This is a genomic window from Xanthomonas sp. LMG 8993 (assembly GCF_009835065.2).
Taxonomy (GTDB): Bacteria; Pseudomonadota; Gammaproteobacteria; order Xanthomonadales; family Xanthomonadaceae; genus Xanthomonas; species Xanthomonas arboricola.
The window spans coordinates 654,035-680,265 of record NZ_QVIF02000002.1 but is presented as its reverse complement, the minus strand read 5'-3'; the positions used below and the strand labels follow the sequence as shown (position 1 = coordinate 680,265).

Annotated in this window: 23 protein-coding genes and 1 pseudogene; 11 read left to right on the top strand and 13 right to left on the bottom strand. The window is 66.4% G+C overall.

Translation table 11 applies throughout. The features are described from left to right. Positions 1–2 precede the first annotated feature (2 nt). Genes DYQ94_RS06070 through DYQ94_RS06055 form a run of 4 tightly spaced genes read left to right on the top strand, consistent with a single transcriptional unit; the run spans position 3 to position 3,774 of the window. Positions 3–530 carry a chemotaxis protein CheW gene (locus DYQ94_RS06070; protein ID WP_126965893.1) on the top strand — a complete coding sequence of 176 codons (528 nt, stop codon included), beginning with the start codon at positions 3–5 and terminating at the stop codon, positions 528–530. 28 nt (positions 531–558) lie between these two features. Then, complete coding sequence (locus DYQ94_RS06065; protein WP_039519918.1) at positions 559–1,842, top strand: EAL domain-containing response regulator; 1,284 nt, start codon at positions 559–561, stop codon at positions 1,840–1,842. 1 nt (position 1,843) lies between these two features. Next, positions 1,844–2,650 carry a CheR family methyltransferase gene (locus DYQ94_RS06060; protein ID WP_016904063.1) on the top strand — a complete coding sequence of 269 codons (807 nt, stop codon included), beginning with the start codon at positions 1,844–1,846 and terminating at the stop codon, positions 2,648–2,650. Further along, positions 2,647–3,774: a protein-glutamate methylesterase/protein-glutamine glutaminase gene (locus DYQ94_RS06055; RefSeq protein WP_026064711.1), complete on the top strand. Its 1,128-nt coding sequence runs from the start codon at positions 2,647–2,649 to the stop codon at positions 3,772–3,774. The genes DYQ94_RS06060 and DYQ94_RS06055 overlap by 4 nt, the downstream gene beginning before the upstream one ends. 25 nt (positions 3,775–3,799) lie before the next feature. Here DYQ94_RS06055 and DYQ94_RS06050 read toward each other — a convergent pair whose 3' ends face one another. The 4 genes and pseudogenes from DYQ94_RS06050 to gpmA form a co-directional block, all read right to left on the bottom strand. Beyond that, entirely contained in the window at positions 3,800–5,362 is a 1,563-nt protein-coding gene (locus DYQ94_RS06050) for a phospholipase D family protein (protein ID WP_126965892.1), read from the bottom strand. A 151-nt stretch (positions 5,363–5,513) separates the two neighbouring features. Then, the gene (locus DYQ94_RS06045; RefSeq protein ID WP_104553973.1) at positions 5,514–7,613 is read right to left on the bottom strand and encodes a M13 family metallopeptidase; all 2,100 of its coding nucleotides are present in this window, start codon (positions 7,611–7,613) and stop codon (positions 5,514–5,516) included. Positions 7,614–7,861: 248 nt separating this feature from the next. After that, a pseudogene (locus DYQ94_RS06040) lies at positions 7,862–8,172 on the bottom strand (hypothetical protein). A gap of 165 nt (positions 8,173–8,337) precedes the next feature. Next, complete coding sequence (gene gpmA, locus DYQ94_RS06035; protein ID WP_016904068.1) at positions 8,338–9,087, bottom strand: 2,3-diphosphoglycerate-dependent phosphoglycerate mutase; 750 nt, start codon at positions 9,085–9,087, stop codon at positions 8,338–8,340. A gap of 103 nt (positions 9,088–9,190) precedes the next feature. Between gpmA and nfi the strand changes: the two genes are divergently transcribed. The 3 genes from nfi to DYQ94_RS06020 all read left to right on the top strand — a co-directional run bounded on the left by nfi (position 9,191) and on the right by DYQ94_RS06020 (position 11,933). Beyond that, positions 9,191–9,904, top strand: a complete 714-nt coding sequence (gene nfi / locus DYQ94_RS06030) for a deoxyribonuclease V (RefSeq protein WP_126965891.1) — start codon at positions 9,191–9,193, stop codon at positions 9,902–9,904. Positions 9,905–10,328: 424 nt separating this feature from the next. Then, positions 10,329–11,219, top strand: coding sequence for a pirin family protein (locus DYQ94_RS06025; RefSeq protein ID WP_039519908.1), 891 nt, complete (start codon positions 10,329–10,331; stop codon positions 11,217–11,219). Positions 11,220–11,471: 252 nt separating this feature from the next. Beyond that, entirely contained in the window at positions 11,472–11,933 is a 462-nt protein-coding gene (locus DYQ94_RS06020) for a hypothetical protein (protein WP_054592994.1), read from the top strand. Positions 11,934–12,023: 90 nt separating this feature from the next. On the opposite strand, the gene DYQ94_RS06015 is transcribed toward DYQ94_RS06020, so the two are convergent. Together DYQ94_RS06015 and DYQ94_RS06010 are read right to left on the bottom strand one after the other, a co-directional pair. Next, positions 12,024–12,461 (bottom strand): OsmC family protein, encoded by a 438-nt coding sequence (locus DYQ94_RS06015; RefSeq protein WP_104609055.1) that lies wholly within the window; start codon positions 12,459–12,461, stop codon positions 12,024–12,026. Positions 12,462–12,495: 34 nt separating this feature from the next. Next, positions 12,496–13,353 (bottom strand): pirin family protein, encoded by an 858-nt coding sequence (locus DYQ94_RS06010; RefSeq protein ID WP_126965890.1) that lies wholly within the window; start codon positions 13,351–13,353, stop codon positions 12,496–12,498. 229 nt (positions 13,354–13,582) lie between these two features. On the opposite strand from DYQ94_RS06010, the gene DYQ94_RS06005 reads away from it, so the two are divergent. Together DYQ94_RS06005 and DYQ94_RS06000 are read left to right on the top strand one after the other, a co-directional pair. Next, positions 13,583–15,655 carry a carbon starvation CstA family protein gene (locus DYQ94_RS06005; RefSeq protein WP_054592997.1) on the top strand — a complete coding sequence of 691 codons (2,073 nt, stop codon included), beginning with the start codon at positions 13,583–13,585 and terminating at the stop codon, positions 15,653–15,655. Next, entirely contained in the window at positions 15,655–15,879 is a 225-nt protein-coding gene (locus DYQ94_RS06000) for a YbdD/YjiX family protein (protein ID WP_016904074.1), read from the top strand. Before DYQ94_RS06005 ends, DYQ94_RS06000 begins: the two co-directional genes overlap by 1 nt. Positions 15,880–16,380: 501 nt before the next feature. On the opposite strand, the gene DYQ94_RS05995 is transcribed toward DYQ94_RS06000, so the two are convergent. Then, positions 16,381–17,085 carry an HAD family hydrolase gene (locus DYQ94_RS05995; RefSeq protein WP_160954521.1) on the bottom strand — a complete coding sequence of 235 codons (705 nt, stop codon included), beginning with the start codon at positions 17,083–17,085 and terminating at the stop codon, positions 16,381–16,383. Positions 17,086–17,325: 240 nt separating this feature from the next. Here DYQ94_RS05995 and DYQ94_RS05990 point away from each other — a divergent pair, with 240 nt between their 5' ends. Together DYQ94_RS05990 and DYQ94_RS05985 are read left to right on the top strand one after the other, a co-directional pair. After that, complete coding sequence (locus DYQ94_RS05990) at positions 17,326–18,090, top strand: ankyrin repeat domain-containing protein (protein WP_160954507.1); 765 nt, start codon at positions 17,326–17,328, stop codon at positions 18,088–18,090. Positions 18,091–18,126: 36 nt separating this feature from the next. Next, a complete protein-coding gene (locus DYQ94_RS05985) occupies positions 18,127–19,293 on the top strand; it encodes a Tle-like phospholipase domain-containing protein (protein WP_160954508.1) in 1,167 nt (388 codons plus the stop codon). A gap of 171 nt (positions 19,294–19,464) precedes the next feature. Here DYQ94_RS05985 and DYQ94_RS05980 read toward each other — a convergent pair whose 3' ends face one another. The 6 genes from DYQ94_RS05980 to paoC all read right to left on the bottom strand — a co-directional run bounded on the left by DYQ94_RS05980 (position 19,465) and on the right by paoC (position 26,231). After that, positions 19,465–20,715: a DUF819 family protein gene (locus DYQ94_RS05980; protein ID WP_160954522.1), complete on the bottom strand. Its 1,251-nt coding sequence runs from the start codon at positions 20,713–20,715 to the stop codon at positions 19,465–19,467. Between the two features lie 221 nt (positions 20,716–20,936). Then, the gene (locus DYQ94_RS05975) at positions 20,937–21,152 is read right to left on the bottom strand and encodes a hypothetical protein (RefSeq protein WP_024939372.1); all 216 of its coding nucleotides are present in this window, start codon (positions 21,150–21,152) and stop codon (positions 20,937–20,939) included. A gap of 512 nt (positions 21,153–21,664) precedes the next feature. Then, positions 21,665–22,273 carry a nucleotidyltransferase family protein gene (locus DYQ94_RS05970; RefSeq protein WP_126965888.1) on the bottom strand — a complete coding sequence of 203 codons (609 nt, stop codon included), beginning with the start codon at positions 22,271–22,273 and terminating at the stop codon, positions 21,665–21,667. Beyond that, positions 22,270–22,443, bottom strand: coding sequence for a hypothetical protein (locus DYQ94_RS05965; protein ID WP_164738895.1), 174 nt, complete (start codon positions 22,441–22,443; stop codon positions 22,270–22,272). The genes DYQ94_RS05970 and DYQ94_RS05965 overlap by 4 nt, the downstream gene beginning before the upstream one ends. A gap of 567 nt (positions 22,444–23,010) precedes the next feature. After that, on the bottom strand, positions 23,011–24,027 hold the full coding sequence (locus tag DYQ94_RS05960; protein WP_126965887.1) for an XdhC family protein: 1,017 nt from the start codon (positions 24,025–24,027) through the stop codon (positions 23,011–23,013). Continuing rightward, positions 24,024–26,231, bottom strand: a complete 2,208-nt coding sequence (gene paoC, locus DYQ94_RS05955; protein ID WP_126965886.1) for an aldehyde oxidoreductase molybdenum-binding subunit PaoC — start codon at positions 26,229–26,231, stop codon at positions 24,024–24,026. Before paoC ends, DYQ94_RS05960 begins: the two co-directional genes overlap by 4 nt.

Below are 26,231 nucleotides of genomic sequence, written 5' to 3'. Positions count from 1 at the left end.
CGATGCAACCGCACAGCGCAGCCATCACCACCACACGCACCGTTGCGCCGTCATCGACGGCTCCGCAGCAATACCTGACCTTTCTGCTGGGCACGGAGATGTTCGGCCTGGGCATCCTCGGCATCAAGGAAATCATCGAATACCGCGCGCCCACCGATGTGCCGATGATGCCGCCGGCCCTGCGCGGCGTGATCAACCTGCGCGGCGCGGTGGTGCCGGTGGTGGATCTGCAGCAACGCTTCGGCCGCAATGCCAGCGCGATCACCAAGCGCAGTTGCATCGTGATCGTGGAGATTGCCCATGGCCAGACGCATCAGGTGCTCGGCCTGCTGGTGGACGCGGTGAGCGAAGTGCTGGAGATCGCGCCCGACGCCATCGCCGGCGCCCCCAGTTTTGGCGCCGGCATCGCACGCGACTGCATCCATGCGATGGCCAGGATCGGCGAGCGCTTCGTGATCCTGCTCGACGCCGACGCGGTGCTGGCCGACGACGCACTCGCCCAGCTGCCTGTCGCCGAGCTGGCAGCCTGACATGTCCAGCATGCACGCAAGGACTCCCATGCGCCCCACCCTTCTCTCCTGCAGCTGCGCGCTGGACGGCCCCGTGTTGGTCGTCGACGACAGCGTGGTCCAGCGCGAACACGCGATGGCGCTGTGCCGCCAGCTCGGCGCCGTCGCGGTCGACGGCGCGGTCGACGGCCACGCCGCGCTGGCCTGGCTGGGCAGTGCGATTTCACCATCGCTGCTGCTGATCGATCTGGAAATGCCGGGCATGGACGGCGTGCAGCTGCTCGATGCACTGGCACGCGGCAAGTACAGCGTGCCGGTGGTGGTGGTCTCGCAGCGCGGCGGCGCCCTGATCGATGCGGTGATGCAGCTCAGCCGCAGCGCCGGGGTGCGCGTGCTCGGCGGCATCGAAAAGCCGATGCATCTGCAGGACCTGGCCAATGTGCTGGAGTGCGAACCGGGGCTGGCCACGAACGCGCCTGCGTTTGCACAGCCGGCGATATCGCCGCTGATGTCCAGCGGTGGCGCGGCGGCATCGCGGCTGGACCGGGCCATGCGCCGCGGCGAAATCCGCGTGGCCTACCAACCCAAACTCGATCTCAGGGATGGCCGCCTGCGCGGTGTGGAAGCACTCGCGCGCTGGCGCCGCCCGCAAGGCGACATGATCGGGCCGGAGCGCTTCATTCCGCTGGCCGAACGCGAAGGCCTGATCCATGCCTTGACCCAGCAGGTGATCGACCTGGCGGTTGCGCAACTGGTGGACTGGCGCGCAGAAGGCTTCGAGCTGAGCCTGGCCTTGAACCTGTCGCCCAACCTGCTCAGCGAGCAGGGCTTTCTCGAACAGCTATGCGGCAAGCTGAGCGACAACGGCCTGAGCCCTGCCGATCTGGTGCTGGAACTCACCGAAAGCGCCATCGTCGAGCCAGCCAATGCCCTGAGCATGCTGGCGCGCCTGCGCCTGCATGGTTTCGGCCTGTCGATCGACGACTACGGCACGGGGTTTTCCTCGCTGCAGCGCCTGGCCAGCATTCCCTTCACCGAACTCAAGCTCGATCGCAGCTTCGTGCATGCCGCCCATCGCAGCCGCAGCCAGCGCACCGTGCTCGAATCCACGCTGGAACTGGCGCACCGGCTCGACCTCACCGCCGTGGCCGAAGGGGTGGAGACCCCGGACGACTGGCGCCTGCTGCGCGAGCTGGGCTGCGACCTGGCGCAAGGCTATCTGATGGGCTCGCCGATGCCCGGGCCGATGCTGTCGGAATGGTGGCGCGAACACGCCGTGCGCATCGCCCGCCTGTGCGGCAACGCACTGCCCAGCGATGCGGATGTCGCCTGACATGAGCACGGCCACCGCCATCACCGAACAGGAATTCGGCCGCTTCCAGCGCTTCATCTTCGAAGCGGCCGGCATCAGCATTTCCTCCGGCAAGAAGGCCATGTTGTGCGGCCGCCTGGGCAAGCGCCTGCGCGAACACCAGTTCAGCAATTACACGCAGTACCTGCAGTTGCTGGAAAGCCGCCAGGACCGCGCCGAGATCCAGACCGCGATCGATCTGCTGACCACCAACGAGACCTACTTCTTCCGCGAGCCCAAGCACTTCGAGCTGCTGCGCAAGCTGGCCGGCGAACATCGCGGCGGCCTGCCGTTCCGCTGCTGGAGCGCGGCCAGCTCCAGCGGCGAAGAGGCCTACAGCATGGCAATGGTGCTGGACGACGCCTTGCAGGGGCGGCCGTTCGAAGTGGTCGGCAGCGACATCAGTACCCGCGTGCTGGCCAAGGCGCGCACCGGGCACTACGCGCTGCAACGTATCGACGGCATTCCGCAGGCGTATCTGAAGCGCTATTGCCTGCGTGGTCAGGGCGAGTACGACGGTACCTTGCTGGTGGAGCGCCGCCTGCGCGACCGGGTCAAGTTCGTGCATGCCAACCTCAACACGGCCCTGCCGATGCTGGGCAGCTTCGATGCGATCTTCCTGCGCAATGTGATGATCTATTTCAACGGTCAGACCAAGCGCGAGGTCATCCTGCGCGTGCTGTCCAACCTCAAGTCGGGCGGATATTTCTGCATCGGTCATTCGGAAAGCCTGAGCGAACTCGACATCGATCTGGTCCAGGTGGCACCCTCGATCTTCCGCAAGGCCTGAGCCAAGGATCCGCCGTGTCGATAGCCCTCAACCGCCCTGCCGCCAGCCCCAGTCCCATCAAGGCCATGGTCGTCGACGACTCGGCGGTGGTGCGCCAGGTGCTGGTGGGCGTGCTCAACGACGCGGCCGACATCGAGGTCATCGCCACCGCGGCCGACCCGTTGCTGGCGATCGAGAAGATGCGCAAGCAATGGCCGGACGTGATCGTGCTGGATGTGGAAATGCCGCGCATGGACGGCATCACCTTCCTGCGCAAGATCATGAGCGAGCGCCCCACCCCGGTGGTGATCTGTTCGACGCTCACCGAAAAAGGCGCACGCGTCACCATGGATGCCCTGGCCGCCGGCGCGGTGGCCGTGGTGACCAAGCCGCGGCTGGGGCTCAAGCAGTTCCTCACCGACTCGGCCGAGGAACTGGTCAATACGGTGCGCAGCGCCGCACGCGCCAACGTCAAACGGCTGGCCGCGCGGGTTGCCGCAGCGCCGCTGGAAGCGGAGGTCAAGCACACCGCCGATGTGATCCTGCCGGCGCAAAGCGGGCGCGCGCTGGCGCAGACCACCGAGCGCATTGTCGCCATCGGCACCTCCACCGGCGGTACCCAGGCGCTGGAAGAAGTGCTGACCGCCTTGCCGCGCGTCTGCCCCGGCATCGTGATCGTGCAGCACATGCCGGAGAAATTCACCGCCGCCTTCGCCGCGCGCCTCAACGGCCTGTGCCAGATCGCAGTGAAGGAAGCGGCCAACAACGACCGGGTGATGCCGGGCCGCGCACTGATCGCGCCCGGCGGCAAGCATCTGCTGCTGCGCCGCAGTGGCGCGCAGTACTTTGTCGAAGTGATGGAAGGCCCGCCGGTCAACCGGCATCGTCCGTCGGTGGATGTGCTGTTCCGCTCGGCCGCACGTGCGGCCGGCAGCAATGCGCTGGGCATCATCATGACCGGCATGGGCGACGACGGTGCCGCCGGGCTGCTGGAAATGCGTCAGGCCGGCGCGCGCACGGTGGCGCAGGACGAGCACACCAGCATCGTATTCGGCATGCCCAAGGAAGCGATCAAACGCGGCGGCGCCGACCGCATCCTGCCGCTGGGCGCGATGGCGCGCGAGATCGTGACACAGCTGCAGTAGCGCGCTGCACGCGCGCGCAGCGGAACTACAACTGCGACTCCAGCGGCAACCAGCCCATCACCGTCGCCGCGCCACGCCGCCACACGCTGGCTGCCGGCTCCTGCGACCACACCTCGGGCGGTTGCGCCGCATCGTCGTGCCAGCGCAACTCGCCCTGCTCCAGGGTCACGCGGTAACTCACCGGCGCACCGATCTTGCGGTTGTAGACCTGTTCCAGTTGCGCGGCCACTGCGCGATCGTTGAACAGCAGGCCCATCTCGGTATTGAGGTTCATCGAGCGCGGATCCAGATTGAACGAGCCGATGAAGCCGCTGCTGTCGTCCACCACGAAGGCCTTGGTGTGCAGGCTGGCCCCGCTGGACCCGAACAGGCTGCCGTCCGGCTTGCCCATCGGCTTGAGCTCGTACAGGCGCACGCCCTGGGTGAGCAAGGGCACGCGGTAACCGGCGTAGCCGCTGTGGACGGCAACCACGTCGTTTGCCGCCAGCGAATTGGTCAACACGCTGACGCGCACATTGCGCCGGCGCAACTGGCCGATCCAGCGCATGCCTTCCTCGCCCGGCACGAAGTACGGCGAGATCACCTTCAGCTCGCGCTGCGCACGCGCCATCTCGCCGATCAGGATTGGCGTCATCCAGTCCGCCTGCGGTGGTGCGCCTTCGGCCTTTTCCGGCGGGTCGGAGACGATGCGCGCCTGCTCCAGCCAGTGCACCTGGCGCTGGCCCTGCGTCAGGGCCTGCACGCTCGGCGACTGGCGCAGCCGCTCCACGTAGGGATGCGCGCGTGCCGATGCCAGGCCGGCGTCCAGACTGCCGCGCAACGCATCCAGTGCCTGCGGCCGTGCGGTCACCAGCGCGTCCAGCGGCAAGGCGTTGGGGCTGTTCCAGTACGCATCGAAGACCTGCTCGGCCTGGCCCACGGCCGGCCCCATCAATGCCGCATCCATGTCCATGAAGTTGGTGTCGCGCGCCGCATCGAAATACTCGTCGCCGACATTGCGGCCACCCACCACCGCCATCCGGCCATCGGCAATCCAGGCCTTGTTGTGCATGCGCCGATTGATGCTGAACATGCGCAGCACCATCTCCACGCCGCGCATCAGCGTGCCTTCGCGCGCACGGGTGGGATTGAACAGCCGGATCTCGATCAGCGGGTGGCTGTCCAGCGCCGCCAGCACCGAATCGCTGCCGTGGATGTTCATGTCGTCCAGCAGCAGGCGCACGCGTACGCCGCGATCGGCCGCATGCAGCAGCTCGTTGTGCAGCAGGTTGCCGGTGAAGTCCGCATGCCAGATGTAGTACTGCAGATCCAGGCTACGCCCGGCCGCACGCGCGGTCAGCGCGCGCACCGCAAACGCGTCGACGTTGTCGGGCAGGATCACCATGCCGGTCTGGCCGGCATGTGCCTGCTGCAGCGGCGCGACGACCCGATCGATCGGCGTGGCGATCGCCGTGGCAGGCAGCGCATGGCTCACCGCACCGCGCTGACGATCGGCAAAGCGCCCGTAGCCGTACAACGACAGCACGCTGCCCAGCACCAGGATCAGCACACCGATCCCGATCGCCTTGAAGATCTTTCGCCTTGTCACTGCCGCTCCCCGCCGGTCGAAGCGCGGCAGTCTAGACGTTACGCAGGCAGCCCGATGTGCAGACGCAGCCGCAAGCAGGCTCTACAAAGCCGCCAAAACAAGGCATTTGCAGCACGCGCGGTCGCAACCGCACGTGCTGCAGTTGCGCCGATCACCAGATCGCAACGCGTTGCTTGTCCCCACGCACCATCGCATCGCCGGGCTTGCACTGGAATGCCTGCGCGAATGCCGGCATGTTCGACGGCGCGCCATTGGCGCGGAAATTGGCCGGCGCATGCGGATCGGTGTTCAGGCGCACGCGCAGTTCGCCGTCGGTGAAGTTGCGGCGCCACACCGTGGCCCAGTTCATGAAGAAGCGCTGGTCCTGGGTATAACCGTCGATATCCTTGCCGGCGTCGGGTTGTTCCTGCAACGCCATCTGCAGCGCGTCGTAGGCCACGGTGAGACCGCCCAGGTCGCCGATGTTCTCGCCCAGGGTCAGCTTGCCTTTGACATGTACGCCGGGAATCGCCTCATAGCCGTCGAACTGCGCCACCAGCTGATCGGTGCGCTGGGTGAACAGCTTGCGGTCCGCATCGGTCCACCAGGTATCGAAGTTGCCCTTGGCATCGAACTGGCTGCCCGAGTCATCGTAGCCATGCATCATCTCGTGCCCGATCACCGCGCCGATACCGCCGTAGTTCAACGCCGGGTCGGCCTTGGGATCGAAGAATGGCGGCTGCAGGATCGCCGCCGGAAACACGATCTCGTTGCGCGTGGCGTTGTAGTACGCATTGACCGTCTGCGGGGTCATATGCCACTCGCGCTTGTCGACCGGCTTGCCGATCTTGTCCAGCATGTAGCGGTAGTTGAACGCCTGCGCGGCCTGCATGTTGGCCAGGAAGCCATCGCCACGGGTTTCCAGGCCCGACCAGTCGCGCCATTGATCCGGGTAGCCGATCTTGGGCGTGAAGCTGGCCCACTTCTCCAGCGCGCGCTGCCTGGTTTCCGCGCTCATCCAGTCGAGTTTTTCCAGCCGCGCCTTGAGCGCCGCCGAGAGGTTCTGCACCAGTTGCTGCATCTGCTGCTTGGACTCGGCCGGGAACGCGGACTGCACGTACAACTGGCCCAGGGCCTCGCCCATCGCCTCGTTGACCGCGTTCAAGGTGCGCTTCCAGCGCGGCAGCATGTCCTGCTGGCCACGCAGCGTCTTGGCATAGAAATCGAAATTGGCCTGCTCGAACGGTTTGGCCAGATACGGCGCTGCCTCATCCACGCTGTGGAAACGCAGGTAGGCCTTCCAGGTGTCCACCGGCGTGTCGGCCAGCATCGCATCGAGCTCGGCGAAGTAACCCGGCTGGCTCAGCGAGAAGGTCCCGGCCGGCACCTTGAGCGCGCTGAAGAACGCCTGCCAGTCGAAATGCGGCGTGACCGCATTGGCGCCGGCCACATCGACCGGGTTGTAGCGCTTGGCCGGGTCGCGCAGTTCGATGCGCGACAGCGAGGCATTGGCCAGGCGCGTTTCGAACGCCATCACCGCCTTGGCCTGGGTTGCCGCCTGCGCTGGCGCGACGCCGGACAATTCCAGCACGCGCGCGATGTAGGCCACGTACTGCTCACGGATCTTGGCCTGCGCCGGATCGGTGTAATAGCCCTTTTCCGGCAGTCCCAGACCGCCCTGGCCCGCGTAGGCGATCATCTGTTCGGAATTCTTGTAGTCGGCATTGGCGCCGAACGAGAACACGAAGCCCTGGCCCTTGGCATAGCTGTCGCGCAACCACGCGGCGATGGACGGCGCATCGGTCAGCGCATCGATCGCCTTCAGCTGCGGCTGCAGCGGCGTGATGCCGGCCTTGTCGATCGCCGCTTCGTCCGAGCCGGTGCGCCACAGGTCGGCGATCTTGGCATCCACCGAGCCGGCCGACAGGTTGCCGCGCGCCAGTTGCTCCACCAGCGCGTGCTGGATGGTCAGCGAACGCTCGGCCAGCACTTCGAAACTGCCCCAGCTGGTGCGGTCCGATGGCACCGGATTGGCCTTGAGCCACTTGGCGTTGACGAAGCCGTTGAGGTCCTGGCACGCGTTGATGGCCGGATCCAGATCGTTGATGCCGAAGGCCACGATCGGTGCATCGAGCTTGGACACATCCACCCTGGTCGGTGCGGCCGGCGTTGCGGCCGGTGCCGGCTTGGCGCTGTCGTCGGAACTGCCACACGCCGAGAGCGTCACCGCGATGGCCACCGCAAGCGACAGTGGCGCGAATTTGCTCAACATCTTTCCATTCTCCAAGGCAGACGACCGCGTCGGACGCAGTCAAAAAGTAGGCAATCAGCGCAGACACACCAACCACACCATCATCGCAACGGCACCGCAACGCCCTGACGTCCGGTGCCGCGCCTTATCGAAGAACGCACAACGACCGACAAGACACTGCGCGTCAGCTGGGCACGCGCGTGCCAGCGCCATCTACCGCCGCGGAAACCACCCAGCAGTCCGGCGCAGCAGCGCGCCATCGACTGCCATCATTTGCGTGCGTACACCGGCGCCATCAACAGATACACCGGATACGCCAGCGCCATCAGCACCAGCGCGACCTCATGCCCGGACGCTGCCTCCGCCCAGGATTCCATCTGCCGCGACGGCCCCAGGAAACCGAACATCAGCAGCGCCACACCCATGACGCAGATCAGCAGCGCCACGCCGATCGCCGAAGCGGACACGCTGCCCCAGGCCAGCACCGCGAACGCAGCGCTGCCACCGGCCAACCCAACGTGACCAAATATGCGCGGCAGTAGGTGGCACTCATCTGTTGCCTATTACGCTTGCTGGACATCATGTCTCCCCTGCAAGAACACACGCATGCTGCCCTGCGGTACCCGTTCGATCCGCGAACAGGCGCCGCCTGCGTGTCAAACCCGCACGCCTCGTTCAAACGCGCGTTGCGAAACCCACGCCACGCTGCGCGCCATGCACGCAGCGCAGCCGGCGGATGCGGCGATTACTTCGCCTTGCCCTGGTTGGCCACCGCTTCGGCGGCACGTTTGGCCGCTTCCGGGTCGCCCAGATAGCGGAAGCTTTGCACCTGCAGGTTGTCGTCCAGCTCGAACAGCAACGGGATGCCGGTCGGGATGTTGAGCTCCAGGATCTGCTCGTTGGAGACATCGTTGAGGTATTTGTACAGCGCACGCAGCGAGTTGCCGTGCGCAGTCACCAGCACGGTCTGCCCGGCCTTCAACTGCGGTGCGATCGCGTCGTGCCAGTACGGCAGCACGCGCACCAGCGTGGTCGCCAGCGACTCGGTACCCGGCAACGCATTGCGGTCCAGCGTGGCGTAGCGACGGTCGTGACACGGATGCCCCGGATCGTTGACGTCCATCGCCGGCGGCGGGATGTCGTAGGAACGGCGCCAGATCTTGACCTGTTCTTCGCCGTGCTTGGCTGCCGTCTCGGCCTTGTCCAGCCCCTGCAGGCCGCCGTAGTGGCGCTCGTTGAGGCGCCAGCTCTTGGACACCGGCAACCAGTCCTGGTCGAGTTCCTTCAACGCGCCCTGTAGCGTGTGGATGGCGCGCTTGAGCACCGAGGTGTGCGCCACATCGAACTGCAGGCCTTCGTCCTTCATCAGCTTGCCGGCCGCAGCGGCTTCCTGGCGGCCTTGCTCGGTGAGTTCCACATCCACCCAGCCGGTGAAACGGTTGTCCAGGTTCCATTGGCTCTGGCCATGGCGCAGCAGTACGAGTTTGCGGGTCACTACGGTTCTCCGATTGGGGGCCGATCAGCCTGCGATTGTAACGGCAGCCAGCGCATCGCAGGCGTGCACGACACCGCCACGCCCGGCGCGCGATGCTGCAGCCATGCAAACGATCGATCCCGTCTTTGCCGGTTGGGATGGCAGCGTCATCCAGGCGCGACAGTTGCAACAGCAACTGGCACACCGCGTGGTGCTGCAGGACCAGGCCGGCGCAACACCGCAGCTGCTCGCCGGCTTCGACGTCGGCTTCGAAGACGACGGCCAGACCACGCGTGCGGCCGCGGTGCTGCTGGATGCAGACACGCTGCTGCCGCTGGAAACGCATGTCGCGCGCGTGCCCACCTCGATGCCGTACGTACCGGGGCTGCTCAGCTTTCGCGAGCTGCCGGCCTTGCTGCAGGCGCTGGCACTGCTCTCGCGCCCGCCCGATCTGGTCTTCATCGACGGCCAGGGCATCGCGCATCCGCGCAAGCTCGGCATCGCTGCGCACTTTGGCGTGGTGACCGGCTTGCCCAGCATCGGCGTGGCCAAGCAACGCCTGGCAGGCAGCTTCGTCGAGCCGGGACCCGAGCGCGGCGACCACAGCCCGATCCTGCTGGGCGGCACGCAGATCGGCTGGGCGCTGCGCAGCAAGCTGCGCTGCAATCCGCTGATCGTCTCGCCGGGCCATCGCGTCTCGATGCAGGGCGCGCTTGACTGGACGCTGCGTACCCTGCGCGCCTATCGCCTGCCCGAGCCCACGCGCCTGGCCGATCGGCTGGCCTCGCGGCGCGGCGAGATCGCCCTGGACACCACGGCGCCCGCACAACTGTTCTAGCGCGCGACGGTCAATCGCGATCGACCTGCTGCGTGCCTGCAGCCGTCGTCCGCGACGAACGAGCTCGGCGCGCCCGCGCTGGCCGCCAGCGCGCCATGCAACGACGTTCCAACGCGCGGCATTCAGGCACGGCGCGCATCGGCGCTAGCGATACCGGCGCGAACTCTTTCGCAATCGAGCGATGATGCTTGCTGCGACAAGGCACGTCATCGTCGCGAAAGATTTCATTCCTCCCATCAATGCAGCACATCGCTGCACGCGGCTCGACTGCCATCGCGCGGCATGCGCCGCTCGCCCTTGAAAACACGTCGCCCGCCTCGTACGTGACACTGCCTCCGGGACGATCTGTCTTGGTGGAGCGCTCGCCCGGCCACGTGCGCGCATGCAAAGCTGGCGACCACTCCAGCCACCGCGAGCCGCCGCCATGACCACCTTGATCGCTCCCCGCGTGCACGACATCGGCGGGCTGGAAGTCCGCCGCGCCGTGCCCACGCTGCAGGCGCGCAGCGTCGGCCCGTTCGTGTTCGTCGACCATATGGGCCCGGCGGTGCTGGAGCCGGATCACGGCATCGACGTGCGTCCGCATCCGCATATCGGCCTGGCCACGGTCACCTTCCTGTGGTCCGGCGAGATCGGCCACCGCGACACCTTGGGCTCGGACCAGGTGATCCGCCCCGGCGACGTCAACTGGATGACTGCCGGCCGCGGTATCGCCCACTCCGAACGCACGCCCGGCCCCGAGCGCGCCCGCACGCATGCGCTGCACGGCATGCAGACCTGGATCGCACTGCCGCGCTCGGCCGAAGAAACTGCGCCCGCCTTCCATCACCACGCCGCCGCCAGCCTGCCGCAGCAACGCCGCGATGGCGTCTGGCTACGCGTGATCGCCGGCCGTGCGTACGGCGAGGAATCGCCGGTGCAGGTGTTCAGCGGCACGCTCAATGTCGCGCTGGATCTGCAGCCGGATGCGGAGATCGACCTGGACACCGGCCATGCCGAACGTGCGCTCTACATCCTGGAAGGCGAGGCGCAGCTGGATGGCGCCGACGTGCCCGCGCGCCACCTGATCGTGCCCTCGCCCGGCAGCCGCGGACGCCTGCGCGCCAGGACGCCGCTCAAGGCGATGCTGCTCGGCGGCGAGCCGCTGGATGGCCCGCGCCACCTGTGGTGGAACTTCGTCTCCAGCTCCAAGGAGCGCATCGAGCAGGCCAAGGACGACTGGCAGGCCGGTCGCTTCGGCAGCATTCCCGGCGACGACAAGGAATTCATTCCGCTGCCGGAAACCCCGGCCCCCAAACCGGTCAACTACCCCTGACCGCAGGCTGTCGCGCGAGCGCCGCGCAACCCACCCAGGTCTCGAAACGGAAGTGCCGGTGTGCACGACCGATTGCAGCCCAGCCTGCGAATTGCGCTTGAGCTTGCAGCCACACCTGTGGTAGTGATGTCCCCATAGGTTGGGGACAGGTTGCGTGCGGGCACAGCCGGGCGGGGAGCGCACGGGGCTGATGCGGCGACACGCGCGACGACGCTGTCCCTGCGCAGACATCCAACGCCGGGGAACACTTGAATGAAGTCCGCATCCTGCCTTGTCGGCCTGAGCCTGTTGCTGGCCGCCGCCACCGTTCACGCCCAAACCTCACCGGTCTGCCCGCCGCTACCGCCAGCCTCCGGGCTGCAGTGGAGCGAGCTTGCAGGCGCGGACTATCTGGTCTGCAAGGCCATGACTGCCGACGGTCGCCAGGTGGTCGGGGTGATGCTGACCACCCGCGACCCGGCGATGACGCTGGCGCGCGACCGACGCGCGGAGAAAGGCCAGATCCAGCAGGAGGAGTTCTACTGGTACAAGCTCGACCTGGGCGGCCGCGAGCTGCCGGGCATGGAGTCGCGCCGCGTCACCGTGGTCGAGCTGGGCAAGAAGCGCTACGCGCAGCTATGGATCGACGGCGCCAACAGCGAGGAACTGGCCTCGATGCAGTCGCTGGTGCAGAACATGGACCTGCAGCCGGCCAGCCTGGCACTGCAGCGCTGAGGCAAGCGGTCGTGACGCGCCAGGGCCGGCTCGCCTGACGCGGTCTTTCAGGCGAGCCGGCGGAGCACCCGCATGCGGCTCGCCTGCGCTTCAGACGCCTGCCGCCGCAGCTGACGCGTCGCCGTCGCCGTCGCCCTGCAATGCTGTCTCGATCCGCACCTCGCCGGTGAGCAGGCGATGGATCGGGCACTTGTCGGCCACCTCCAGCAGGCGCGCACGCTGCGCATCGTCCAGCGTGCCTTCCAGCTCGACCTGCCGCGTGATCCGCGTGCCCGCAGCGCCGCGCTGGGTGTAATGCAGATGCACATGCACCGCCGTCAACGGCCACTGCTTGCGCGCGGCCACCATCGACACCGTGATCGCGGTGCAGGCACCCAGGGCGCCCAGCACCTGCGACTCCGGATCCGGCCCGGCGTCGGCGCCGCCATTGGCCGGCTGGGTGTCGCCGCTCCAGCTATGCCGACCATCATGGATGCTCACGGTGTACGGCACCGCGCCGGTGCTGACACTGACGGGCCGGTCACTCATGCCGCTAACCCCGCGGTGGCTGTAGCGCGCCGGCTCAAAACCGGCCTTCCTGGAAATCGACGAAGGCCTGCATCAGTTCCTGCTTGGTGTTCATCACGAACGGGCCGTGCCGCATCACCGGCTCGTTGAGCGGGCGGCCCGCCACCAGGATCAGCTGCGCACCGTCTGCACCGGCCCGCAGCGTCAGGCGCTCGCCGCCACCGAGCACCGCCAGTTGCTGCGCCGGCAGCACACGCGCGGCATTGCCCTCGCCCACCGTCACCGCGCCTTCGAATGCGTAGGCAAACGCGTTGTGGCCGCTGGGCATTACATAGTCCCAGGCCGCATCTGGTGCCAGTGCGATATCCAGGTACACCGGTTCGGTGGCCGGTTGCACGATCGGGCCACGCACCTCGCCCACCGCGCCGGCGATCACCTTGACCGTGACGCCAGGCGCCGGCTGGGCGACCGGAATGCGTTCCGGGGCGTACTCCTGGTATTTGGGCTCGGTCATCTTGTCGCGCGCCGGCAGGTTCACCCACAGCTGGAAGCCGCGCATGCGCCCGGATTCCTGCTCGGGCATTTCCGAATGGATCAGCCCGCGCCCGGCGGTCATCCACTGCACGCTGCCCGGGGTCAGCAGCCCCTCGTTGCCGTGGTTGTCCTTGTGGCGCATGCGCCCGTCCAGCATGTAGGTCACCGTCTCGAAGCCGCGGTGCGGATGGCTGGGAAACCCGGCCAGATAGTCTTCGGCCTTGTCGGTGCCGAACTCGTCCAGCATCAGGAACGGGTCCAGGTCCGGCAGCTGCTGGGTGCCGATCACGCGGGTCAGCTTGACTCCGGCACCGTCGGAGGCGGGCATGCCACGGATGGTGCGCAGCACGTGCGCCGCTGCGGTGGTGGTGGTGCTCATCGACCTCTCCCTGCGTGAATGACTGGCTCGAATAATGGATGCAGCCGGCACGCGGCCCAACCGCGACCGGCGCAACCGATCGTTCCAAAACCCGCCGGCACCGCCGCGCGATCCGGCAGGCGGCGCCACGACGCTCTACAACTAAAGTTTTACCCCGGCCCGGAACGGCGCCATTGACCCCGGGCGGGCAGAGGGTGACCCTTGGGTGAATCGTTCCTGAGGGGCATGCATGAAAGGGTTCTCGAAGCTGGCCTGGGGCGCGCTGGCGCTGCTGGCCGCGTTCTGTCTGGGCACCGTGGCGCTACGCCGCGGCGAACACATCAACGCGTTGTGGATCGTGGTGGCGGCGGTGTCGATCTATCTGATCGCCTACCGGTTCTACAGCCTGTTCATCGCCGACAAGGTGATGCAGCTGGACGTCACCCGCGCCACGCCCGCGGTGGCCAACAACGACGGCCTGGACTACGTGCCCACCAACAAGCACGTGCTGTTCGGCCATCATTTCGCCGCGATCGCCGGTGCCGGGCCCCTGGTCGGCCCGGTGCTTGCCGCACAGATGGGCTACCTGCCCGGCCTGCTGTGGCTGGTGGTCGGCGTGGTGTTCGCCGGCGCGGTGCAGGACTTCGTGGTGCTGTTCCTGTCCAGCCGCCGCAACGGCCGTTCGCTGGGCGATCTGGTGCGCGAGGAAATGGGCCAGGTGCCCGGCACCATCGCCTTGTTCGGCGCCTTCCTGATCATGATCATCATCCTGGCGGTGCTGGCGATGGTGGTGGTCAAGGCGCTGGCGGAAAGCCCGTGGGGCATGTTCACCGTCATCGCCACGATGCCGATCGCGCTGATGATGGGCGTGTACATGCGCTACATCCGGGTCGGCAAGATTGGCGAGATCTCGGTGGTCGGCCTGATCCTGCTGCTGGGCGCGATCTGGCTGGGCGGCAAGGTCGCGGCGGATCCGAGCTGGGGCCCGGCATTCACCTTCACCGCCAAGCAGATCACCTGGATGCTGATCGGCTACGGTTTCGTGGCGTCGGTGTTGCCGGTATGGCTGCTGCTGGCGCCGCGCGATTACCTGTCCACCTTCCTCAAGATCGGCACGATCCTGGCGCTGGCGATCGGCATCCTGGTGGTCATGCCGGATCTGAAGATGCCGGCACTGACCCAGTTCGCTTCCACCGGCGACGGTCCGGTCTGGAAGGGCGGCATCTTCCCGTTCCTGTTCATCACCATCGCCTGCGGCGCGGTTTCCGGTTTCCATGCGCTGATTGCTTCGGGCACCACCCCCAAGCTGCTCGCCAATGAAGGCCACATGCGCTACATCGGCTACGGCGGCATGTTGATGGAATCGTTCGTGGCGGTGATGGCGCTGGTAGCCGCATCGATCATCGAGCCGGGCATCTACTTCGCCATGAACAGCCCCGCTTCGCTGGTCGGCAGCGACACGGTGGCGGTGGCGGCCAAGGTGTCCGAATGGGGCTTTGCGATCACGCCGGAGGTGCTGGAAGCCACGGCGCGCGACATCGGCGAGCACAGCATCCTGGCACGCGCCGGTGGTGCGCCCACCCTGGCGGTGGGCATCGCGCAGATCCTGCACCAGCTGCTGCCGGGCGAAGACACCATGGCATTCTGGTACCACTTCGCGATCCTGTTCGAAGCGCTGTTCATCCTGACCGCCGTGGACGCCGGGACGCGTGCGGGCCGCTTCATGCTGCAGGACCTGCTGGGCAACTTCATCCCGGCGCTGAAGAAGACCGAATCGTGGGCCGCCAACATCATCGCCACCGCCGGTTGCGTGGCGTTGTGGGGCTACCTGCTGTACACCGGCGTGATCGATCCGTTCGGTGGCATCCAGACCCTGTGGCCGTTGTTCGGCATCTCCAACCAGATGCTGGCCGGGATCGCACTGATGCTGGGCACGGTGGTGCTGTTCAAGATGAAGCGCGACCGCTACGCCTGGGTCACCCTGGTGCCGGCGGTGTGGCTGCTGATCTGCACCACCTATGCGGGGCTGATCAAGATCTTCGACAGCAACCCGGCGCAGGGCTTCCTGGCGCAGGCGCACAAGTACCAGGACGCCATCGCCAGCAACACCATCACCGCGCCGGCCAAGACGGTGGCGCAGATGCAGCAGATCGTCACCAATGCCTACGTCAATACCGGGCTGACCGTGCTGTTCCTGTTCGTGGTGGGTTCGATCCTGATCTACGCGATCAAGACCATCGTGATTGCGCGCCGCAATCCGCAGCGTAGCGACCGCGAAACCCCGTACGTGGCCTTGCAGCCACACCAGATGGCGGATCTGTAATGGGCACCCAACTCGTTCTCGCCAGCCAATACCAGGTGCATCGCCGCATCTGGCGGCGCCTGATCCAGACCGCACGTCTGTGCTGCGGCATTCCCGATTACGACAACTACGTGCGCCACATGCTGGAAAAACACCCCGACAAACCGGTGATGGACTACCCCACCTTCTTCCGCGAGCGCCAGGACGCGCGTTACGGCGGCAAGAGCGGGTTTCGCTGCTGCTGACCGGATGATCGGATAGGTGGCGAGTCGGAACGCAACAGGGCGCGATGCGAATCGCGCCCTGTTGCGTTGATGGCTTGGGGTTGGTGGCAGGATTCTTGCCCGCTCACCATCGCGGGACATGTCGCAAGGTAGAGCGGCTGATATACGGCTTTGCGCATGGATCAGTTGTAGAGCGTGTGTCTGTGGCTTGGCTGCAGGGCCCTTGCCCGCCCACCCTCGCGGGACACGCCGCAAGTACGTCCTTGTAGGCTCTTACGCGGCATCCATGCCGCGTAAGGTCCCGCGACGGTGGGCGGGCAAGGCCCCGTCGAGAGAGTCGGTGTGCGTGGTTGCAAGCAGTGCATGAGGTGCGTTGGTCGGATCGGTGTGCGTCGACCAGCGTCTCACCACCCCTCTGTCATTGCAGGTCGACTGCACGGTCTGGCCCGGTCGGTTGCAGAATGAGAGGGCTGCGATTTCGCCACCATCGACACTGCATCCAAGACGTACTGCCGGCAGCTCTCAGCCAGCGCGTTTTTGCGCCAGCCGCTCGAACAACGCAGGCAGCTCGCGCATATCGTCGAACACCGCCAGCACACCGATGCGACGCAAGGTATCGGCGTGCCCCTGCGGAATATGGCTGGCGCCGGTAAACCCCAGCACCTGCATGCCGGCCGCCAATGCGGCAGTGGCACCGGTGGGGCTGTCTTCGATCACCAGGCAGCGCTCCGGCGCAACGCCCAGGGTGCGTGCGGCCAACAGATAGACATCCGGCGCCGGCTTGGGCCGCTCCACCATGTCGGCACTGAAGATGTGCCCCGCCGCGCGTGCGGTGAGCCCTACCCGCTCGACCGAGGCGATCACATTGTGGCGGCGGCTGTTGGAAGCCACCGCCAGCGGCAACGGAATCTGCTCCAACGCGTCACGCACGCCGGCAATCGGCTGTACCTCGGCCTTGATCAAGGCTTCGCTGCGCGCCTGGATCTGTGCCAGCAAGGTCTCCGGCAGCCTTACTGCGAAGTGTTCCTGCACGCGTAGCAATACCTCGCGCGTGGTCTGCCCGAACGTTGTGCCGAGCAACTGCTCCAACGCCTCGGCCGGCACGAAGGCCGCCAGCGCCTCGCGCATCACCCGGTCGGCCAATATTTCGCTGTCGACAAGCACGCCATCGCAATCGCTGATCAGTAATTCGTAGACCATTGCACCCATCTGCTCGCAAAACACCATTATGCCGGCCGCGTTGTGACCGTTGGCTGTGGCGGAGTGCATGCGCGCGTGAGGCCCATCGTGATGCATCGGCACCATGCCGACACCACGACGACAAACGGCCTCGACCAGCGAAACCTGCGGCGCCGGCATGTCACAAAATCTTACCGCGCGTCGTCCAGGCAGCTGGTAGGATCGGCCCGGCTGCGGAAGGACACACCGCAGTGCCACCAGGAATGCGATCAGGAGAAGGAGATTTCGATGCAGACGCGATTCCCCACCCTGCTCGTTCTTGCGACCTCGTTTTTCGCGGTCTCATGCACCGCCTCGCCCGGTGCCAAGGAGCAAACCACCATGTCAGCTACGCTGCAGGACCACACCGTCGCCTTCCGCGACCCCGGCCTGACCGATATCGCCAACGCCATCGCGCACGGTGATGTCGCCCGAATCCGCACACTCGCACCGACAGTCGATCTCGCCGCACACGGCGACCAGAACGTCACCTTGCTCGAGTGGGCGATCTGGAACGAACAACCCCGTGCCCTTGCGGCATTGCTCGATGCCGGCGCAGATCCGTCGTTGCCGGGCATGGACCAGGAAACGGTCGTGCATATGGCGGCCATGGCGAAGGATGCGGAATATCTGAACATCCTGTTGCAGCACAAGGCGCCGGTCGATGTGGTCAGCGCGCGCGCCGGGTGGACGCCATTGTTCCGCGCCGTGCAGAGCAAGCGCGATGCGCAGACCGCGTTGTTGATCGAAGCAGGCGCCGATGTACAGCGCGTCGACAATACCGGCAACAGCGTGCTGCACCTGGCCGCACAAAGCGGCGCGGCAAGCCCGGCAGTGCTGCAATTGCTCGAGGCCGGGGTGGATCCCACGCTGCGCAACGCGCAACAGAAGACCTTCCAGGCGTATTTCTTCACCACCCCGGACCGCCTGCTCAATGCCGCCGGCCAGAAGACCAGGTCGGACGTGCGCGCATGGTTGAGCGCCCACAACATTCCCGTGGAAAGCAGCCGCTAAGCGGGCTTTTCGCACGACGAACGCAAGGAGCCGCGCATGAGCCCGTCAAATTCCTCGTCCACCCCATTCGCTGAGTCGATGCGTGGACAGCAACCGCAGTCGGAAGACCGCCAGTTCCCCGCGCTGCTGCAAGACCTCTATGCCACTGCCTCGCAGCGACGCGAAGGCGGCGCCGAAACCTTTGCGCCGCTGCCCAACGGCTGGACGCGCATGGACGACAGCACGCTGCAACGGGCGGGCATCGACCCCGGCCTGCTGCACGATGCCAAGAGCGGCTTCGATGCCGCGTTCTACCGCAACGAACAGGGCCAGGTGGTACTCGGCTTCTGCGGCACCGACGAAGGCAAGGACTGGAAGCACAATCTTGGCCAGGGCCTGGGCTTCGACGACGCGCAATACGCGTCTGCCATCCAGCTCGGCAGCCAGGCCAAGCAGGCGTTCGGCGACCAGGTGGTGATCTCGGGGCATTCGCTCGGCGGCGGCCTGGCGGCCGCGTCGGCGATGGTCAACGACATCCCCGCCGTGACCTACAACGCCGCCGGCGTCAACGACCGCACGCTGGAACGCCAGGGCCTGGATGCCTCGGCAGCCAAGGACTACGCCAGCAGCGAGTTGATCCGCGGTTACCACGTCAAGAACGAGATCCTCACCCATCTGCAGGAAGACAGCATCCCGCTGAAATGGGCGATGCCCAATGCGGCCGGGCATCAGATCGAGCTGCCGGAGCCGGACCCATTGTCGTTCGGGAGACGCCTGGTGCCGGGCATGATGTTGAAGCATCGCCTGGACCTGCACGGCATGGACTCGGTGATGAAGGCACAGGAGATGCAATCGCCCGGGCAGGCGCAAGGTGCAGGCAGCCAGTTGTTCAACGACGCGGTGGTGCGCCTGGACGGCCAGCGCGAACGCCTGGGCCTGCGTGACGGCACCGCGTTTCTCAACACCGCCGCCAGCGTGGCCGCGCGTGCGAGCAGCGACGGCCTGCAGCGGATCGACCACCTGGTGCCCAACCGCGACGGCGACAGCCTGATTGCGGTGCAAGGCCGGATGGACGACCCGGCGCATCTGCGTAGCCATGTGCAGACTGCCTCGGCGGCCAACGAGCCGGCGCACGGCAATGTCGATCAGCTGCAGCAGCACAACCAGCAGCAGTCGCAGCAAAGCACGCAGCAGGAAGCGCAGCGGCGCGGCCTTCAGCAGTAATCATGACCGGGCACTGGCGCTGGCCAGTGCCCGCCTCGAGGTGGCTGACGACAGCTCCAAGTGCTCGTCGAAGGGATACAGCCGGCACTGCGGCAATGCGTGATACCGCGCCCCCGGCACGTCCTGCCACACCTTCCCGACGACGACGCCCCCCGACCGTGCGACGGTCGGTCAGCCCGCTCCCGCCATCGCGCGCAAGGTGATGCCGACCAGATAGGCGAGGTACGTGCCGGTGGCGTAGCCCATCGTGCCCAGCAGCACGCCAACCGGCGCCAGGGCCGGGTGGAACGCGGCGGCCACCACCGGCGCCGAGGCCGGCCCACCGATATTGGATTGCGAGCCGATCGCGAAATAGAAGAATGGCACCCGCAACAGGCGGCCCAGGCCCCACAGCAACCCGATATGCACCGCGATCCAGATCAGCCCGAGCAGGAACAGCCAGGGCCGATCCAGCAACGCCAGCAGATCCATCTGCATGCCGATGCAGGCGATCAGGAAATACAGCAGCAGTGAACCGACCTTGGAGGCCCCGGCCCCTTCCAGCGTGCGCGCACGGGTGAAGCTCAGCAGCAGGCCGATACTGGTCGCCAGCACCACCACCCACACGAACGGCGTGTCCAGGCTGAACTGGCTGGACCAGCGCAGATTGGCCTTGCACCATGCGGCCAGCGGATTGGCCAGCGCGTGCGCCAGCCCGACCCCGCCGAACGCCACCGCCACGATCACCATCAGGTCGGCCAGGCTGGGAATGCGCGCGTGTTCGGCCTGGAACCGCGCCATGCGCTCCTGCAGCGCATCCAGCGCGCGGGTATCGGCGCCGCTGCGCGCATCGATGCTGCGCGCGCGCCCGGCCAGGAAGATCAGCGCCGCCATCCACACATAACCGACGCCCACATCCACCACTGCAAACTGCCCGAAGGTGGTGGCATCCACATCGAACACCTCGCGCATCGCCAGCATGTTGGCCCCACCGCCGATCCAGCTTCCCGCCAGCGCAGCCATGCCGGCCCAGGTATCGCCGGCCACCGTGGCCGGATGCACCCAGCCCATCACCCAAAACGCCACCACCGCGCCCAGCATGATGCTCAGTGACGCACCCAGGTACATGGCGACCAGCTTGGGCCCCAGCCCCAGGATGGCGCGCAGGTCGATGCTCAGCGTGAGCAGGATCAGCGCGGCCGGCAACAGCACGTCGCGCGCGATAGGGTTATACAGGCGGGTAGTGGCACCGTCGATCAGGCCGATGGTGTTGTAGATGCCCGGCAGCAGGTAACACAGCAGCAGCGCCGGCACCACGGCGTAGAAGCGTCGCCACATCCCCTGCTCGCGCGAGGAGGTCCAGAACACTGCTCCCAGCGTGGCGGCGATCAGGCCGAAGACCACGATATCGTTTTGGATCAAGGCAGAACCGGCGGCATTCACTAGGGGCGACATTCTCGACAGGGGCCGCCAAGGTGCGGATCGCAGCAAGAATGGCCGATCGGTCGTGTCCAGTCGACTGGATCCGCAGGCGACTCCCGGCGTGACTGCAAGGCCGCCGGCTGGCGCACTGCGCTAGGATTGCCGGGTGCATGTGGTCGGCCACCCTGCCCGGGCAGGATCGTCAGCGTCTTCCTTGCGCTTCCTGCAAGCGGCCGGCTCGGTCAGCCGTAGCGACGCACCACGCGTTCGCCTTCGGCGGTCTTCAACACCACGCCGCTGGGCTGACCGGTGGTCATGCAATGCAGCTTGGCCATCAATTCGGCATTTTCCAGCGCGCCCTGCTCGCGCAGATAACGCAGCGGCGACCACTGCGGCCGGGTCACCCACCAACCGCCCTGTTCGGGATGAATACGCACAACATAACGGGACTCGTCCATCAGGGCCTCCGGCCGGCAGATGCAGCGGTGCAACGACGGAAGTGGGCAGCGCGCAATGGCGCAGCCCACCAGCGATGGGAGTGCCGGGGTCCCGTTCGGGATGCCGGCGCGCCCTTACTCAAGGGGCCGCGGGAGAGTGGCCTAGGGCCCCGCGTCCGGCATAGCCAGCATGTCTTTTTGCTAATGCCAACGCCGTCGGGCGGACACTGGCATGAAGGTAGGAAAATTCTTACGTGACACCGATCGAAGCTGGCGCTAAATTCGCGCTCGAGCGGCGACCAGACGTCGCGGCTGGCCGTCAACGGGCGCAGACGGCGCGGGGGAATTCGTCGCTCTTGAAGATGCCTCGGGGGAGGGGTCGCATGCATCTGCTCAGGAAGTTCCAGTTTCCGGTCAAGACCGCGATGGTGGTGGGCTATGTCCTGGTGATCAGGGAAGCGCTCGTGCTGTGGTCGTGAGACAACCTAGCCCCCAGGCTGCCGGATAGCGCGTCAAGCACCCGTCACGGTGTCTCAATCCGCATCCACCCAGCCACGCTGTTGCGCTGCGGCCAGGTCGGCGGGCGTGTCCACGTCCAGCGCGAGCGCCGGAGCGCTGACGCAACCCAAGCTCTGCACGTCCAGGCCGGCGAACAATCCGCGCAGGCCGCTGTCGCCGTGGAGCGGCACGTCGGCCCAGGCCGCATGGGTGACCACCGCCGGGATACCACGCACACCGGCGTACCCGCTGGTGGCGCATCCGGATGCGGCCCGGTCCGCTTCTTCCAGCAAGGCGCGCAGATGCGGCGTATCCAGCGCGGGCTGGTCGCAGCCCAGGATCAGGCTGCGCCTCAGCGACGTATCGTCCTGCACATGCTGGCGCAGCGCCGCCAGGCTGGAGCCCATGCCGGCGGCCCAGTCGGCATGACGTAGCACTTCCACCTCCAGGCCTTGCAGGACGTCGCTCAACGCATCGGCATCGGCGCCCAGCACCACCACGCAGCGGCGCGGCGCCGTCTGTAGCGCGATGCGTGCGAAACGCCGCAACAACGGTTCGCCGTCGCGCAACAGCAATTGTTTGGAACGCCCTAGCCGACGTCCTGCACCCGCGGCGAGCAGCAGCGCAACGTGATCGCTGCTCATGCGTCCGATGCCAGGGCGCGCGGCGAACGATGGCGCGACGTACGCAAGATCGGGCACACATCGACGAGCGCACTGCTCCGGACCTGGCCGAGATGACCGGCAACAAAAGGCGACGGCAATCGAGCTGCGTCGCCAGAGACGTCGTCGTAGTGATCAAGTAATTCGGTCATGGCGACGTGGTGTGCATATTGGGGATGCGCCAGCCTAAAGAGGTAACTGTGCGCGCGGAGTGACTAACTGCAACGCATTCTCCGATCCAGGGAATGACGCTTTCCGACGTCTACCACCCGACCGTTGCGCATTGCACTGCTGCGGCAGCATGACGAAGAAATGTGCGGAGCTGCAGTAGCGCTGCGATCACGACGGCAGCGACTGATTGCCAGCGTTGAATGGCACAGTTACCGGCAGAAGCGCGGATCACAAAAGCATGCCTTAAAAGGCATATCAAAAATTACTTACCTTCCAGACGGATACTTTTCAGCATCAGAAACTTTATCGACAACCACGCATCCACCATCTGGCGACTGCGCATTGAAATTCGTATCGAAGTTAATGCAAATGCGCGATTGCAGTGCCCTTCCGACCTCACAGCGACACGGCTCGGAGTGGCTAACGGAACGTAGCGAGCGGTCGTCAAGCCGATGCGGATGGCGCCGAGCAATCGCAGTATGAGTGGCACCTACGACTACTGTCCGCGCTCTGCATGGCGGTGAGCGCAGCCGTCTTGGTGGCCGTTCCTAGCCAGCCAACGCAGCAGCAGCTTCCCCATCGGCGACGGCCTGGGTGGCTTCGGCAATGATGCCCAGTGCAATCGTATGCGGGGAGGAGCGCCCCATGCGCCAGCCCGCCGGCAAGCGCAATCTGGCCAGCGCGGCATCGTCATAGCCGAGCGCACGCAGTGCCTGCAGGCGTGCTTCCCGCTTCTGGCGGCTGCCCAGGATGCCGATGCAGGCAGCCCTGGAGGCAAGCCCGCGGCAGGCGACCTGCAGGTCACTGTCGCCGTCATGTGCGAGGCTGTAGAGCGCCGTGTCCGCATCCAGATGCAGGTCCTGCAGCGCGTCGCCCAATGCACGGCGATCGTAATGGTCGGCGGCCAAGCCGGGCGGTGGTTCGCTGGGACCATGCGGCCGCAGCACGCGTACCTCGATACCCATCTGGCTGGCCAGCGACACCAGCACCAGCAGCGCAGGATCGGCACCGACCAGCACCAGCCGCAGCGGCGGCCGGTGCGTACGCAGGAATTCATCGGGACGCAGGTCCTGCGGGCTGACCGGGTAACGGACGGCGCCGGTGCTCCGATCCAGCGCGACATGGAACGGGCGACGGTGCTGGCGCGCATTGCGCCAGCGTGCCAGATGCTCGCCCAGGTCCTGGACCGGCCAGACCAGCACGCCGATACGGCCGCCGCAGCTGAGCTGGATGTCCAGCACCTGGCTGCCCTCGCCGTAGTCCAGCCAGCGCGGCATGCCGTCGCGCAAGGCGGCGCTGGCCTCGTGCGCCACTGCCGCTTCCACGCAGCCGCCGGAGACGTAGCCAGCCACCCGGCCATCGGCGCTGATGGCCATCTCGCTTCCCAATGGGCGCGGCGACGAGCCTTGCACGTCGATCAGCGTGGCGATGGCCACGCGCTGCCCCGCCCGATGCCAGGCGGTCAGCGTGGGCAGCAGGTCATCGTGCAGGGCATAGCTCGGCCATGCCGGCCACGCCGGCTCGGCCGGCGCTGCATGCGTGACCGGGGCCACCACCGCACTCACGCGCGCAGCAACTCGGGCAGATGCGGCAGCAGCTTGTCCAGCGTCACCGGGTAATCGCGGACGCGCACGCCGGTGGCGTTGTAGACCGCATTGGCGATCGCCGCTGCCACGCCGCAGATGCCTAGCTCGCCGACCCCCTTGGCCTTCATCGGCGACGACATCGGGTCGCTTTCTTCCAGGAAAACCACTTCCTGATGCGGGATGTCCGCATGCACCGGCACTTCGTAACCGGCCAGGTCGTGATTGACGAAGAAGCCCAGCCGCTTGTCCACCGCCAGCTCTTCCATCAGCGCTGCACCCGCGCCCATGGTCATGCCGCCGATGACCTGGCTGCGCGCAGACTTGGGGTTGAGGATGCGTCCGGCCGCGCACACCGCCAGCATGCGGCGGATGCGCACCTCGGCGGTGGCGACATCCACGCCGACTTCGACAAAGTGCGCGCCGAAGGTCGACAGCTGATGCGTCTTGGAAAGCTCGCCGAACTCGATCTTGTCCTCCACCACCAGGGCGCCATTGGCCGCGGCATCACCGAGCGCGATGCGCTTGCCGCCGGCACGCACATGGCTATCGGCGAATTCGGCCTTGGCCGGGTCCAGCCCCAGCTGCTTGGCGACGGCTTCGCGCAGTTTCACTGCCGCGGCATACACACCGGCTGTTGAACTGTTCGCACCCCACTGTCCACCGGAACCGGCCGAGGCGGGAAAGCTGGAATCGCCCAGGCGCACGTCCACCCAATCCAGCGGCACGCCCATCATCTCCGCAGCGGTCTGCGCAATGATGGTGTAGGAGCCGGTACCGATATCGGTCATGTCGGTTTCCACTACCACCCGGCCGCCCTGCTCTAGCCGCATGCGTGCACCGGAGGTCATCACCGGCGCGTTGCGGAACGCGGCCGCCACGCCCATGCCGACCAACCAACGCCCATCGCGGTTGCTGGCCGGCTTGGCCTTGCGCTTGGACCAGTCGAAACGCTTTGCGCCGTCTTCCAGGCACTTGACCAACTGACGCTGCGAGAACGGACGCTGCGGGTTTTCCGGATCCACCTGGGTGTCGTTGACGATGCGGAACTTGACTGGATCCATGTCCAGCTTCTCGGCCATCTCGTCCATGGCCACTTCCAGCGCCATCAGACCCGGCGCTTCGCCCGGCGCACGCATCGCGTTGCCTTCGGGCAGATCGAGCACCGCCAGGCGCGTGGAAATCAACCGATTGGCGCCGGCATACAGCAACTGGGTCTGCGCGGCCGCGATTTCCGGGCCGCCCTCGGGCAGGTCGCCGGACCAGCTCTCGTGCGCGATCGCGGTGATCTTGCCATCGCGCTGTGCACCGATACGGATGCGCTGCACGGTGGCCGGGCGATGCGTGGTGTTGTTGAAGATCAGCGGCCGCGGCAGCATCACCTTGACCGGGCGTCCGACCTGGCGCGCGGCCAGTGAGGCGAGCACCGCATCGGCACGCAGGAACAATTTGCCGCCGAAGCCGCCACCGATGTACGGCGACATCAGACGCACGTTTTCGCGCGGGATCCCCAGCGTCTTGGCCAGATCGCCCGCGCTCCAGTCGATCATCTGGTTGGAGGTCCACACGCTCAGCTTGTCGCCTTCCCACATGGCGATCGATGCGTGCGGCTCCATCATCGCGTGCGAATGATCGGGCGTGGTGTACTCGGCATCCAGCTGCACCGGCGCTGCCACGAAGGCGCTATCGAAATTGCCGACCACACTATTCGGCGCCCCGCCCTCCTTGGTGACCTTGGCGCCATCGCGGGCCTTTTCCAGATCGTAGGCGCCGACGTGGCGACCGTAGTCGACCTTGATCAGCTGGCCTGCGGCACGTGCCTGCTCGAAGGTCTCGGCCACCACCACCGCAATGGCCTGGTGGTAATGCTGGATCTCCGGGCCGCCGAGCAGTTTGGCCGTGTTGTACTTGCCTTTCTGCAACTTGCCTGCATTCTGCGCAGTCACGATGCCGAGCACGCCCGGTGCATTGCGCGCGGCGCTCAGATCGATGCTGCGAATGCTGCCCTTGGAGATGCCGGCGCCAACGATATGGCCATAGGCGGCATGGCCAGGCAGATCGTGATGCTCGTACGCATACGGCGCCTGCCCGGTGGTCTTGAGCGGACCGTCGATACGATCGACCGGCTTGCCGACCACCTTGAGCTGGTCGATGGGATTGGTACTGGCGGGAGTGTCGAATTTCAT